11 protein-coding genes and 1 riboswitch are annotated in these 13,207 nt (G+C 63.9%); of the genes, 8 read left to right on the plus strand and 3 right to left on the minus strand.

Annotated features, from left to right (window positions below; translation table 11 throughout):
* Window positions 1-16 precede the first annotated feature (16 nt).
* A riboswitch (TPP riboswitch) is annotated at window positions 17-124 on the minus strand.
* Between the two features lie 144 nt (window positions 125-268).
* Window positions 269-2,371, plus strand: a complete 2,103-nt coding sequence (locus tag GGQ88_RS07355; RefSeq protein ID WP_183612513.1) for a TonB-dependent siderophore receptor — start codon at window positions 269-271, stop codon at window positions 2,369-2,371.
* On the plus strand, window positions 2,371-3,642 hold the full coding sequence (locus GGQ88_RS07360) for a PepSY-associated TM helix domain-containing protein (RefSeq protein ID WP_183612514.1): 1,272 nt from the start codon (window positions 2,371-2,373) through the stop codon (window positions 3,640-3,642). Before GGQ88_RS07355 ends, GGQ88_RS07360 begins: the two co-directional genes overlap by 1 nt.
* Here GGQ88_RS07360 and GGQ88_RS07365 read toward each other — a convergent pair.
* Window positions 3,632-4,228, minus strand: coding sequence for a DUF2585 domain-containing protein (locus GGQ88_RS07365; RefSeq protein ID WP_183612515.1), 597 nt, complete (start codon window positions 4,226-4,228; stop codon window positions 3,632-3,634). The genes GGQ88_RS07360 and GGQ88_RS07365 overlap by 11 nt on opposite strands.
* A gap of 100 nt (window positions 4,229-4,328) precedes the next feature.
* On the opposite strand from GGQ88_RS07365, the gene crtY reads away from it, so the two are divergent.
* From crtY to GGQ88_RS07395, 6 genes are all read left to right on the plus strand, one after another.
* Window positions 4,329-5,525, plus strand: coding sequence for a lycopene beta-cyclase CrtY (gene crtY / locus GGQ88_RS07370; protein ID WP_183612516.1), 1,197 nt, complete (start codon window positions 4,329-4,331; stop codon window positions 5,523-5,525).
* Window positions 5,522-7,000 carry a phytoene desaturase gene (locus GGQ88_RS07375; RefSeq protein WP_183612517.1) on the plus strand — a complete coding sequence of 493 codons (1,479 nt, stop codon included), beginning with the start codon at window positions 5,522-5,524 and terminating at the stop codon, window positions 6,998-7,000. The genes crtY and GGQ88_RS07375 overlap by 4 nt, the downstream gene beginning before the upstream one ends.
* Window positions 6,997-7,578, plus strand: a complete 582-nt coding sequence (locus GGQ88_RS07380; protein WP_183612518.1) for a TIGR00730 family Rossman fold protein — start codon at window positions 6,997-6,999, stop codon at window positions 7,576-7,578. Before GGQ88_RS07375 ends, GGQ88_RS07380 begins: the two co-directional genes overlap by 4 nt.
* A 3-nt stretch (window positions 7,579-7,581) precedes the next feature.
* On the plus strand, window positions 7,582-8,547 hold the full coding sequence (locus tag GGQ88_RS07385; protein ID WP_183612519.1) for a phytoene/squalene synthase family protein: 966 nt from the start codon (window positions 7,582-7,584) through the stop codon (window positions 8,545-8,547).
* A 95-nt stretch (window positions 8,548-8,642) separates the two neighbouring features.
* Complete coding sequence (locus GGQ88_RS07390; RefSeq protein WP_183612895.1) at window positions 8,643-9,479, plus strand: cytochrome b/b6 domain-containing protein; 837 nt, start codon at window positions 8,643-8,645, stop codon at window positions 9,477-9,479.
* Entirely contained in the window at window positions 9,476-10,222 is a 747-nt protein-coding gene (locus GGQ88_RS07395) for a molybdopterin-binding protein (RefSeq protein ID WP_183612520.1), read from the plus strand. Before GGQ88_RS07390 ends, GGQ88_RS07395 begins: the two co-directional genes overlap by 4 nt.
* Here the strand turns inward: GGQ88_RS07395 and gorA are convergent, their stop codons facing one another.
* The gene (gene gorA / locus GGQ88_RS07400) at window positions 10,223-11,581 is read right to left on the minus strand and encodes a glutathione-disulfide reductase (protein ID WP_183612521.1); all 1,359 of its coding nucleotides are present in this window, start codon (window positions 11,579-11,581) and stop codon (window positions 10,223-10,225) included. It abuts the gene before it with no gap.
* A gap of 78 nt (window positions 11,582-11,659) precedes the next feature.
* Window positions 11,660-13,183 carry a glucose-6-phosphate isomerase gene (pgi, locus tag GGQ88_RS07405; protein WP_183612522.1) on the minus strand — a complete coding sequence of 508 codons (1,524 nt, stop codon included), beginning with the start codon at window positions 13,181-13,183 and terminating at the stop codon, window positions 11,660-11,662.
* Window positions 13,184-13,207: the final 24 nt, after the last annotated feature.

The raw sequence follows: 13,207 nt of genomic DNA on the forward strand, positions 1-13,207 counted from the left end.
GGAACGGAAGGCGAGCGCGGTGTGGTCCGGCCCTCCCTCCGCCCGTGCTAACGGGTTCAGGTTCGACGGGTCGGGCAGCGTGACCTGCCCCTCTCAGCCAGCACAGGCTCCCCGGGGTATGCGACGCCTTTTAGGCGCAGTGGCGCGCGGCGGCAACCGGCCATCTGAAACCCGCTTACGATTATTTAATGCGAATGATTATTACTAGCGATTGACTCTTGCGAACCATTCGCACTAACCGGTGGCTGCCAACAGCGGGAGCCTGCACGTGTCATATCGCCAAACTTTCCTTTCTGCCGTCTCTCTCGCCGCGATGGTCCTGGCCAGCACTCCGGCCCGCGCAAACGAGCCGGCCGAGGAAACGGTGGACACTGCCAATCGCATCACCGTGCTGGGCCGGGCGGCCGTCGAGCTCCCCAGCGGCGCGACCGGTCTTCCCATCGCGATTGTCGATACACCGCAGTCGGTCACCGTGATTTCGCGCGACGTGCTGGATGATTTCGCGTTCGACGAAGTCAATGATGTCCTGCGCTACGTGACCGGCGTCAATGTCGAGGAAGTCGAAACCGACCGCACCTATTATAACGCGCGGGGCTTCGACATCGTCGATTCCATGGTCGACGGCATCCAGATCCCCAATGTCTGGGGTCCGGCGATCGGCTCGCTCGACACCGTGACGTGGGACTCGATCGAAGTCGTGCGCGGTGCCAACGGCTTGCTGTCAGGCACCGGCAATCCATCGGGCACGATCAACTATCGCCGCCGCCACCCCACCGGTGCACAGCGCATCTCGGGCGAACTGACCGCCGGATCGTGGAACAAAGTGCGCGGCGAATTCGATCTCGACACGCCGCTGACCGCTGACGGCTCGTGGACAGTCCGCATTGTCGGTGCAGCGCAATCGAGCGACTCGTACTTGCGCGACTATCGCTCGAACCGCACCGCCGTTCAAGGCGTTCTGGACGGCCACATCACCGACACCGTTCGCGTTTCGCTCGGCTACACCCGCCAGCAGAGCAAGGCGCGCGGAGTGATGTGGGGTGCACTGCCGCTGCTCGACAGCGAGGGTAACCAGCTCGACTGGGACTTCTCTACCTCGACCACGCAGGACTGGACTTACTGGAACAAGACCGACCAGACCGCATACGGTGAAGTTTCGTGGACGTTCGCGCCGGGATGGACCGCGCGCACCCACCTCACCCGCCGCATCACCGACGAACCCTCGCGCCTGTTCTACGTCTACGGCACCCCCGATGCCGACACGGGCCTCGGCCTGTTCGGAAATCCGGGCGGGTATGATTCAAAGGCGCGCGGATGGATTTGGGACAACAGCCTGCAAGGCGCGTTCAGCCTGTTCGGGCGCACCCACAAGCTCAACCTTGGCGTGCAGCGCACTTCGGCAAGGTTCAACTACCTTACCTCGCCCGTGCCGCTGACCGATCCCGCGTGGGGCGCACTACCGCCGCTGCAGAGCGGATGGGACGGCACCGAAGTCCCCTTCCCCGCATTCGGCACACCCTACGAAAGCGCGAACTTCACCGACAAGCAGTGGCGCGTGCGCGGCGCGGCCGATCTTGACCTTTCGGACCGGCTGAGCCTGATCGTCGGCGCCAACTACGTCGATGTGCAGACCCGCGGCACCACCTTCGGCGTCAGCGCCGCGCGCAACGAAAGCGCCGTGAGCCCGTTCGTCGGCGCGACTTTCGCCATCGTGCCCGGCGTCAATCTCTATGCCAGCTACACCGCCATCTTCAACCCGCAGAAGGAGATCGGCACAAACCTGCGCCCGATCGGATCGGCCAAGGGCACCAGCTACGAAGCCGGGATCAAGGGCGAGACCGCCGACAAGGCCCTGTTCGGCTCTGTCGCGCTGTTCCACGCCAAACAGGCCAACATCGCCGAGGCCGCAGGCTACGACGTCACCCTCGGCCAGACGCTCTACACCGGCATCGACGTCCGCAGTCAGGGCATCGAGGCAGAGGTCGGCGGACGCATAGCGCCCGGCCTCACTGTACAGGGCGGGGTCACCCACCTCTCGCTCGAAGGCGCGAACGACGCACCCGTGCGCACGTATGTCCCGCGCACGACGGCCAATTTGCTGGTCCGCTGGGAGCCGGTTGCCAAGCTGCAGCTCGGCGCGGCCATGCGCTGGCAGGACGACGTTTACCTCACGAACGCACTCGGCACGATCCGGCAGGGCGACTACGCAACGCTGCAACTGCAGGCAGGCTACCAGCTTAACGAAAACGTCACCTTCAACCTCAACGTCGCCAACGTGACCAACCACAAGCACCTCACCAGCCTTTACTGGGACCAGGCGCTGATCGCCCCGCCGCGCAATGTCACCGGCTCGCTGCGGATGACGTTCTGATGGCAAGCCGGTCCGCCCCCCTCACCGCCCCACGCGCGCGCTCACTTCCCGCCCGCGCATTCTGGGTCGTCGCGCACCGCTGGGCTGGCCTGTCGTTGGCCCTGTTCCTGGGCATCGCAGGGCTGACCGGGTCGCTCCTCCCATGGATCGAGGAACTCGAAGCTGCGACCGCGCCGCACCTCCACAACGCCAGCTGGACCGGCACACCCGACCCGCTCGCCGTGCGAGAACAGGTCATTTCCCGCTACCCGGGTGCAGCGGTCGACTTCCTCCCCCTCACAGTCGAACCCGGCAAGGCGCTCCGCCTCCACCTTCACTGGCTCGATCCCAAAACCGGCCTCGAACGTGAACACGGTCCGGGCGTACCCGATTGGGACGACCTGTTCCTCAACCCGGTCACCGGCAAGGAACAGGGCCGCCGCGAATGGGGCGCGATCGATCAGGGCGTCAAGAACCTGATGCCGTTCCTCTACCGCCTGCATTACAGCCTCGCACTCGGTACCGTCGGCACGCTCATGTTCGGCATCGCCGCGCTAGTGTGGACCGTCGACTGCTTCGTCGGCTTCTATCTAACCCTCCCGCCCCGCGCGCCCAAGACCCCGCGCGCACCTCTGCTTGAACGCTGGCGGCCAAGCTGGCGCGTGCGCTGGAAGGCCGCTCCGTACAAACTGAACTTCGACCTGCACCGCGCGGGCGGCCTGTGGCTCTGGCCGCTGCTGCTCGTCTTCGCGTGGTCGAGCGTGTCGTTCAACATGCCGCAAGTCTACGTCCCGGTGATGAAAGCGCTGGGTGCCGAGGACTCGCGCATGATCCTGTTCGACAACGCGCTGCCCACCCCCCGCAATGCCCCCGCCCTGAACTTCCGCCAGGCCACCGAGCGCGGCCACGAACTCGCCCGGATCGAAGCCGGCAAGCAGGGTCTGGCCGTTCTGGATGAGGGCGAGCGCTGGATCTGGCACGTTCCCGCCAGCGGCATCTACGTTTACGGCTTCACCACCGGCGCGGACATCGGCCACCACGGCGGCGGCACCCGCGTTGCTTTCGACAGCAACACCGGAGCCTTGCGCGGCGTCGAGATGCCAAGCGGCGTCAACGGTGCGAACACTTTCACGAACTGGCTCTCCGCGCTCCACACCGCGCAGGTCTTCGGCCTGCCCTATCGCATGTTCGTCAGCGTGCTCGGCCTTGCGGTCACGATGCTCTCGGTCACCGGCATCGTGATCTGGCTCAAGAAGCGGTCCGCCCGCGCCGGACGCGCGATCAGGCGCTAGCCTGCCATTCGCGCACGGCCTCCACAGGCCACGCCAACATCAGCACGTTGAGCGTCAGATTGTCGCGGATCATGAACAGCGTGAACGCCTCGAACGCCAGCGCCACCACAACCGTCACCAGCGCAGCCAACCGCGCGGCCACAAGAAATCCCAGCGTCATGAACCCCATGTCCGCCGCCGAATTCAACACACTGTCGCCCGAATACCCGAACGATACCGTCACCGCGCGATATCGCTCGATGATGATCGGCGAATTCTCCAAAATCTCCCACGATCCCTCGACCAGCACCGCCAGCATCAGCGCCCACTTCGGCGAAAGTGCAGCCAAGCCCCAGCGCCGCCAGATCAGGTGCGCCGCGCCGTAAAACAGAAAGCCGTGAATCACATGGCTGAAGCTGTACCAGTCCGAAATCTGCTGGCTGTTCTCGGCCGACTCCACCACGCCCTGCCACAGGCGGATCGTGCCGCAGGCGCAGATCGGCGGGCGGTCCATGCCAAGCAGGATGACCACCACCGCCAGTCCAATCCCAAGCGCCGCCAGCGCCCCGGCGCGATCCGGCACCAGCGGTGCGCGCGTTCCGTTCATCCCGTTCCCTCTTGAAAATCCCTGCCCTTTCTGACGTGGCCCGCGTTCGGGCACAAGGGTACGGTTGCAACCGCAACCGCAGCCCCCTAAGCGCAAGGGCATGACTGCACGGGTTTGCGACATTGCGATACTGGGTGGCGGGTTGGCAGGCGGCCTCGTGGCGCTTGCCCTGCGCCGCGCCCGCCCGGAGCTCACGCTGCTGCTGGTCGAACAGGGCGAACTCCTTGGCGGCAATCACATCTGGTCGTTCTTCGGCTCGGATGTCGGCGCTTCCGGGCGCGAACTGCTTGCCGACATGATCGTCGGTGCCTGGCCCGAATATTCGGTCCGCTTCCCGGCCTTCCAGCGCCGCCTCAAGACCAGCTACTACTCGATCTCGTCGGAACGCTTCGACGCCGCGCTGCGCGCAAAGCTGCCCGCCGATGCGATCCTGACCGGCGTCCGCGCGCTCGCCTGCAGCGCCACCAACGCCACGCTGTCGGACGGCACACGCATAGAGGCAGGCGCGGTGATCGACGCGCGCGGCATCCGCAACCTCGGACATCTGACGGGCGGATGGCAGAAATTCCTCGGCCGCAGGGTGCGCCTCAGCGCCCCGCACGACCTGACGGCGCCGCTGGTCAAGGACGCCTCGGTCGAACAGATCGACGGCTACCGCTTCGTCTACTGCCTGCCGTTCGCGCCCGATGAAGTGTTCATCGAAGACACCTACTACTCCGATAGCCCGGTTATCGATGCCCCCGCGCTTGCCATCCGCATCGAAGACTATGCCCGCGCGCAGGGCTGGCAAATCGCCGAAGTCCTGAGCGAAGAGCACGGTGTCCTGCCTGTCGTGGCCGGCGGCGATTTCGACGGATTCTGGCGGTCGAGCGGCGGCCAAGTCGCCCGCGCCGGAGCCCGCGCCGGACTGTTTCAGGCCGTCACCAGTTACTCCCTGCCCGATGCCGTACGCTATGCCCTCGCACTTGCGGGACAGGACGACCTGACTGGAAGCGCCCTGGCTGATTTCAGCGAACATTACGCCAGACGCCACTGGAAGCGCTCGGCCTACATGCGTGCCCTATCGGCCATGCTGTTCGCCGCAGCCGAGCCTGCTACGCGCTATCGTGTGCTCGAACGCTTTTACCGCCTCGACAAGGGCCTGATCGAACGGTTCTACGCCGGTCGCAGCACCCTTGCGGACAAGGCCCGCATCCTCGCCGGAAAACCTCCGGTCCCGATCGGCAAGGCGCTCGGCGTACTCACCGGTCTCGGCGCAAAGCCGCAACCCCTCTCGCTTGCAGGAACCCGCGCATGAAGCGTGCATGTGTCGTCGGAGCCGGCTTCGGCGGACTCGCTCTGGCCATCCGGCTTCAGTCGGGCGAGGTCCAGACCACCGTGATCGAAGCGCGCGACAAGCCCGGCGGGCGTGCCTACGTGTGGGAAAAGGACGGTTTCACCTTCGACGCCGGCCCGACCGTCATCACCGATCCGTCGTGCCTGCAGGAACTGTGGGCATTGAAGGGCCACCGGATGGCTGACGACGTCGACCTGATGCCGGTCATGCCGTTCTATCGGCTCAACTGGCCCGATGGCACCAACTTCGATTATTCGAACGACGATGCCGTGCTCAAAGCTGAGATCGCCAAGATCAGCCCCGGCGACGTCGCGGGCTACGATGACTTTCTCGAATATTCCGCAGGCGTGCTCGAAGAAGGCTATGTCAAACTCGGCGCGGTCCCGTTCCTCGACTTTGTCAGCATGATCAAGGCCGCCCCTGCGCTTGCCCGCTATCAGGCATGGCGTTCGGTCTATTCGATGGTCTCCAGCTTCGTGAAGAACGAGAAGCTGCGCGAGGCATTCAGCTTCCACAGCCTGCTCGTCGGCGGAAACCCGATGACGACCAGCGCGATCTACGCGCTGATCCACAAGCTCGAAAAGAACGGCGGCGTATGGTGGGCGCGTGGCGGCACCAACCAGTTGATCGCGGGCATGGTCACCCACTTCAAGCGCCTCGGCGGCGAAATCCGTCTGGGCGATCCGGTTACCCGCGTGGTCACCCTCGGCACCCGCGTCACCGGCATCGAAACGAAGAGCGGCTGGTCCGGCCAGTTCGATGCTGTCGCCTCGAACGCCGATCTGATCCATTCCTACCGCGATCTGCTATCCGACAACCTGCAGGCCAAGCGCCGCGCCAAATCGCTCTCGAAGAAGCGCTTCTCGCCCAGCCTGTTCGTCGTCCACTTCGGCCTTGAGGGCACCTGGCCCGGCATCCCGCACCACATGATCCTGTTCGGCCCACGCTACAAAGGGCTGCTCAACGACATCTATAATACCGGCGTGCTGCCCGAGGACTTCTCGATATACCTGCACCACCCGACCGTAACCGACCCCTCGGTCGCACCCGCTGGGATGAGCACGTTCTACGCACTGGTGCCCGTCGCCAACATGGGCAAGCTGCCGGTCGATTGGGACGAAATCGGCCCGATCCTCGAAAAGCGCATTCTCGATGAAGTCGGCCGCCGCCTGATCCCGGACATTCACAGCCGTATCGTAACGAAATTCAGCTACGCGCCGAGCGACTTCAAGACGGACCTGTCCGCCCATCTCGGCAGCGCCTTCAGCCTCGAACCCCTGCTCACCCAAAGCGCATACTTTCGCGCGCACAACCGTGATGATGCCATCTCGAACTTCTACCTCGTCGGCGCAGGTACTCACCCCGGAGCAGGCATCCCCGGCGTCGTCGGGTCGGCCAAGGCAACGGCGGGGTTGATGCTGGAGGATCTGGCGTGAAGCGGATCGCCGTATACTGCGGCTCGGCCACGCCTGCCGATTCCCGTTACGTAACCCTCGCACGTGAGATCGGACAGGAACTGGCCCGCCGCGGCATCGGCGTCGTCTATGGCGGCGGCAGGCTCGGCCTGATGGGCGCGGTCGCCTACGGGGCACTGGACGCTGGCGGCGAAGTCATCGGAGTGATTCCCGAAGGTCTGGTCGGCAGTGAAGTCGCCAACCACGATTGCACCGACCTGCAGGTCGTTTCGGGTATGCACGATCGCAAGAAGCGCTTCACCGACCTCTCCGACGGCTTCCTGACCATCCCCGGCGGTGTCGGCACCATGGACGAATTGTGGGAAGCGGTCAGCTGGGCGCAGCTGGGCTATCACGCCAAGCCTGTCGGCCTGCTCAACGCCTTCGGCTTTTTCGATCACCTGCTCGCGTTCAATCGCCACATGATCGAAGTCGGTTTCATCCGTCAGGCCCACGCCGGGATCATCATCGCCGAGCCAGACCTCGACGTTCTGCTCGCCCGCATGGCCGCGCACGTACCGCACGTCCCGATCTTCGCGATGAAAGCGGACGATCTTTGACCGATGGAGTCTCGCGAAGCCCTCGTTAGTAACGCCCGAAGGTCGATCCTCAAGGGCTCAAAAAGCTTCGCCGCGGCAAGCCACCTGTTCGATAGGCAGACCCGCGAACGCGTCTGGCTGCTCTACGCCTGGTGCCGTCGCTGCGATGATATCGTCGACGCGCAGGACCACGGCGGCACGCTCGGTGACCAGAGCGGGGCGACCGAACGCTTGGCAGTCGTCCGCGAAAGGACCGCGCTCGCCTTTGCGGGGCGCGAAACCGGCGACCCCGCATTCGACGCGCTCGGCCTCGTCGCCCGCGAGACCGGGCTGACCATCGAAATGGCCGGCGCGGTCATAGAAGGCTTCGCGCTAGACGCCGCCGACTGGCAACCGCATACCGAAGCAGACTTGATGCGTTACTGCTGGCACGTAGCCGGCGCGGTCGGCGTGATGATGGCTGTCGTCATGGGTGTCTCTCCCAACGAAGAAGACACTCTCGATCGCGCCTGTGACCTCGGCCTGGCCTTCCAGCTCTCCAACATCGCCCGCGATATCGAGGAAGATGACGCAGCGGACCGCTGCTACATCCCGATGGAATGGCTGGCTGATGAAGACATTCCCCCCGGCGAACAGCTCAAGCCCAATCACCGCGCCGCCCTGACGCGGCTCGTAAGGCGAATGTGCCACACCGCCCATGTCCATGAATGTTCGGCCCGGATCGGGGCGACGCGCCTCAAGGGCCGCCAGCGCTGGGCCATCCTCGCAGCAGCGGGAATCTATGGCGAGATTGCGCGCGAAGTGGCCCGCCGCGGCGACCACGCATGGGACCATCGCACCGTCGTTAGTAACGCGCGTAAACTTGGCTTCATCGCGAACGCGGCGTGGTCCGCCCTGCGCCCGGTACCACGCTCCTGTATCGCGCTTGCCAGTGAACGCCGGTTCACCCGCGCCCATCTCATCGCGGTTGCGCGATCAGGTTCGCGCTGACCGTCACGTGACGCGTCGGCCCCACCCTTGCGCTTTTGCGCAAAAGTGGCACTCTGCCCGTGCTGAACGGTAGGGGAATTAGCGTGGAAGCGACAATGCAGCCTGTTACGTTACAGGATGAAGCGCCATCCGTGTCCCGACCGCTGGTTTATCGGACAAAACTGCCCGTCCGCATCTGGCACTGGCTGAATGCGCTGACCATTTTCATCATGCTGATGAGCGGCGCGACGATCTTCAACGCCCACCCGCGCCTCTACTGGGGTGCCTATGGTGCCAACTACGACAACCCCTGGCTGGTGATCGGGCGGCGTGGACAGGAAGGCTTCCTGCGCCTCGCCAGTCTCGAGATCCCCACCACCGGATTTCTCGGGTATACCTCGCAGTCCATCAAGGCCTTTCCCCCCCTCGTCACGATCCCGAATTACTACAGCCTGGCCGAGGGTCGGCAGTGGCATTTCTTCTTTGCGTGGGTGTTGGTCATATCGATCGCGGCCTATCTCATTTATGCGCTTGTTTCGAAGCACTTGCAGCGCGATCTTCTGCTGACTTCGGAAGAGCGCAAGCCATCGCACCTGTGGCACGACATCAAACAGCATGCGCGCCTGAAATTTCCGACTGGCGAGGCAGCGAAGGCTTACAACCCCCTGCAAAAGCTGGCGTATCTTGGAGTGATCGGCGTGCTGATACCGCTGGTGATCCTGACCGGCATGATGATGTCACCAACCCTCAACGCCGCTTTCCCATGGCTGCTCGAGATACTAGGCGGCCGGCAGTCCGCCAGATCGCTGCATTTCCTTTGCGCGACAGGGTTTTTCGCGTTCATACTTATTCATGTTCTCATGGTTGTGCTCGCGGGTCCGCTGAACGAACTGCGCTCAATGATAACCGGCTGGTACCGCCTGCCCGCAGAACGCCCGGAGGACCGGCCATGACGCTCATTTCCCGCCGCTCGGCACTGGTCGGCGCAGGTGGCCTCCTGCTTGCCGGTTGCGACCGTATCACAGCGTCACCAACGGTGCGCAAGGTGCTGACTCTCGGCGAAAAAGCGACCCTTAGCGGGCAACGTCTCGTTACAGGAAACGCGCTCGCTCCCGAATTCACCCGCGCCGACATGTCGCCCAAATTCCGCGTCAACGGCAACTCGATGCCGGGTTCGGCGGACTACGCCGCGCACATGGCTAACGGATTTACCGACTGGAAGCTCGAAGTCGGCGGTCTCGTTGCGCGCCCGCTGACCATGTCGCTCGCGCAACTCCGCTCCGCACCACAACGCACGCAGATTACCCGCCACGATTGCGTCGAAGGCTGGAGCGCTATCGGTGAATGGACCGGCGTCCCCCTCGCCCTGATTTTACGCCACGCAGGCATTTCGTCGCAGGCTCAGTATATTGTCTTCCATTGTGCAGACGACTTCTCAGGTACGCCTTACTACGAAAGCATCGACATGAGCGAGGCGAGGCACCCGCAGACCATCCTCGCGCACACCATGAACCGCCAGCCTCTGTCGGTCGCCCACGGCGCTCCGATCCGCCTCAGGGTCGAACGCCAGCTCGGTTACAAGCACGCCAAGTACGTCATGAAAATCGAGGCCGTTTCCTCTCTGAACGGCATTTACGGTGGCAAGGGCGGCTATTGGGAGGATCACTCCGGCTACCAGTGGTACGCCGGGATCTGATCACCGCATCAGCACGAGTTCCTCGGCCATCGACGGGTGCAGCGCGACGGTCGCGTCGAAATCCGCCTTGGTCAGACCCGCCTTCACCGCAATCGCCGCAGCCTGCAGGATCTCGGGCGAATCCGGGCCGATCATGTGGATGCCCAGCACCTTCTCGGTCTGGGCATCGACGATCATCTTGTACAGCCCGCGCTCCGGGCGATGACCGAAGATGTTCTTCATCGGGCGGAAATCCGACGAATAGACCTTGATGTCGTTGCCATGGGCCTGCCGCGCCTGCGATTCCGTCATGCCGACCCCAGCTAGCGGCGGCTGCGAGAATACCGCGCTCGGGATGAAGTCATAGTTTAGCGTGGTGTCCTTGTCGCCGAACACGCGGTCGGCAAACGCCTGACCCTCGCGGATCGCGACAGGGGTAAGCTGTACCCGGTTCGTTACGTCACCAACCGCATAGATGCTGTCGCATGTCGTCTTCGCGCGGTCGTCCACCGGAATTTCACCCAGTGCACCCAGTTCGATCCCCGCGTTCTCAAGCCCCAGCCCGTCCGTCTTCGGCTTGCGGCCCGTTGCCACCAGCACCAGATCGGCATGGATCGGATCGGGCTGCTTGCCGAGGTAGACAAGGAACGAGCCGCTTTCCTGCTTCTCCACCCGATCGAACGGACAGTTGAACTTGTACTCGATGCCGCGCGCCATGGTAATCTGCAGCAGGCGGTCGCGCAGCGATTCATCGTAACCGCGCAAGATCGTCTCACTGCGATTGACCACCGTTACGTGACAGCCGAGCGCATTGAAGATCCCCGCGAATTCCATCGCGATATAGCCCGCGCCGGAGATGACCACACGCTTGGGCAGGCTTTCCAGATGGAACACCTCGTTCGAGGTGATGCAGTGCTCCGACCCTTCGAACTGCGGCATCACCGGCCAGGCCCCGGTCGCCACGAGGATGCACCTCGCGCTGATCTCGCGACCACTGGCGAGCCGCACCGCGTTCGGTCCGGCGATCGTAGCGCGTTCGAGGAACCGTTCGACCTTGTTGGTCTCCAGCGTCGTCGTATAGGCCGCGTTCAGGCGGTCCACATCCTTCAGCACGGCGTCACGTAACGTTGCCCAGTCGAAGCTCATCTTCTCGACCGTCCAGCCATAGTTGGACGCGTCCTGCAACTCCTCGGCAAAATGCGATCCATAGACCAGCAGCTTCTTCGGCACGCAGCCCCGGATCACGCAGGTCCCGCCGACGCGGTACTCTTCGGCAACGGCAACGCGCGCGCCATGGCTGGCGGCAATCCGGCTTGCCCGAACCCCGCCCGACCCTGCGCCAATTACGAAAAGATCGTAGTCGAAGTCCTTCTCAGCCATGCTCTGCTCCTTGTCGAACAGCGCATATGGCCTCTGACCCCGCGCAAGGCCAGAGGCTTAACGTGAAACCGACGGGCGTTACGAGCCGATCCCGGCCAACTTCAGCAGCGCCTCGGTCGAGGGATCGAAGCCTTCGCCGCCGCCGGTATCGATCTGCTTGGCAATCGCCTTGCCCAGTTCGACGCCGAACTGGTCGAACGGATTGATCCCGAGCATCGCCGCCGAAACAAAGGTGCGGTGTTCATGGAATGCAATCAGCGCTCCCAGCGTCGCCGGGTTCAGCTCGTCGCACAGGATCGTCGCCGACGGCCGGTCGCCCGGATAGGCCCGCGCGCCATCATCCGACGCCTTGCCGGCCATCAACGCTGCGCCTTGGGCAAAACAGTTCGACAGCAGGATGTGGTGGTGCGCCGGATCTAGATCGTGACCGGGCACCTTGACGGCAAGGAAATCGACCGGGATCAAATGCGTGCCCTGATGGAGCAGCTGGAACACGGCGTGTTGCGCATCGGTCCCGACCCCGCCCCACGTCACCGGCGCACTGGGTCGCGTCAGCGCAGAGCCATCAGCCAACACCGACTTGCCGTTCGACTCCATCTCAAGCTGTTGAAGATAGTCGGGGAGCAACTTTAGCCGCTCGTCATAGGCAAACACCGCACGCGTCTGACACTTGCGGACTTGCGCATAGTACAGGTCTGCAAAGGCTGCGCGAACCACGATGTTGTCGGCAAGATCCGTATCGAGGAAGTGGCGGTCGATCGCCGCTGCCCCGTCCAGAAACTCGGCAAACCCCTGCCACCCCAGCGCCATCGCAATCGGAAACCCGATCGAAGACCACAAGGAGTAGCGCCCGCCAACGGTCTCGGAAAAGGGTAGCACGCGCGTTTCATCGACGCCCCATTCCACCGCCTTCTCGGGCGCGGCAGTCAGGGCGACCACCCGGCCGTAGGGATCGGACACCCCGTTATCACGCAGCCACTCCAACGCGCTCATGGCATTGGTCATCGTCTCGGTGGTTGTGAACGTCTTGGAGGCCACTGCGATCAGCGTCGTCGCCGGGTCGCAGGCCTTCATCGCCGCCTCGAGCGCGCAGCCATCGATGTTCGACACAACATGGACCGCAACCTTGGCTTCGTCGCGGGTCAGTGCATCGATCGCCAATGCCGGGCCGAGCGCCGAACCACCGATACCGATGTGGATCAGGCTGCGAACCTCGCCCAACGCGCCTTCGTGGATTGCGTCGACAAGCATTCGCATCCGCGCGTGGAGTTGCTCGGCTTCCTCGACGCTGCTGTCCTTGCCGATCCCGCGCTCTGCTGTATGCTCGGCCGCGCGCCCCTCGGTGTTGTTGATCTTTTCGCCGTCGAACAGCGCGGCGCGTCGTCCTTCGACATCCATCGCCGCAGCGACCGCGCCAAGCAGGGCAACGACTTCCGAGGACAGATGGGTCTTCGACCAGTCAAAGCGGATCGCGCCGCCCGGCAGTTCGAGCGTCTCGGCGTATGTGTCGAGGCGCGAGCGATCGCCGAACAGCGCCGTCAGGGTCGGCCGGGGCAAACCTTTGAGCGCCGTCCAGTATGTTTCCGCTTCAGCTACGGTCATGGCATTCCCTTGTTCTTCGCAGGT

It is taken from the genome of Novosphingobium hassiacum (genome assembly GCF_014196055.1).
GTDB lineage: Bacteria > Pseudomonadota > Alphaproteobacteria > Sphingomonadales > Sphingomonadaceae > Novosphingobium > Novosphingobium hassiacum.

Bases quoted from the DNA above. Each gene is read 5' to 3' on its own strand.
- GGQ88_RS07385 (WP_183612519.1), top strand. From the start codon at position 7,582: ATGGAGTCTCGCGAAGCCCTCGTTAGTAACGCCCGAAGGTCGATCCTC.
- pgi (WP_183612522.1), bottom strand. From the start codon at position 13,183: ATGACCGTAGCTGAAGCGGAAACATACTGGACGGCGCTCAAAGGTTTG.
- GGQ88_RS07390 (WP_183612895.1), top strand. From the start codon at position 8,643: ATGCAGCCTGTTACGTTACAGGATGAAGCGCCATCCGTGTCCCGACCG.
- GGQ88_RS07360 (WP_183612514.1), top strand. From the start codon at position 2,371: ATGGCAAGCCGGTCCGCCCCCCTCACCGCCCCACGCGCGCGCTCACTT.
- crtY (WP_183612516.1), top strand. From the start codon at position 4,329: ATGACTGCACGGGTTTGCGACATTGCGATACTGGGTGGCGGGTTGGCA.
- GGQ88_RS07395 (WP_183612520.1), top strand. From the start codon at position 9,476: ATGACGCTCATTTCCCGCCGCTCGGCACTGGTCGGCGCAGGTGGCCTC.
- gorA (WP_183612521.1), bottom strand. From the start codon at position 11,581: ATGGCTGAGAAGGACTTCGACTACGATCTTTTCGTAATTGGCGCAGGG.
- GGQ88_RS07365 (WP_183612515.1), bottom strand. From the start codon at position 4,228: ATGAACGGAACGCGCGCACCGCTGGTGCCGGATCGCGCCGGGGCGCTG.
- GGQ88_RS07375 (WP_183612517.1), top strand. From the start codon at position 5,522: ATGAAGCGTGCATGTGTCGTCGGAGCCGGCTTCGGCGGACTCGCTCTG.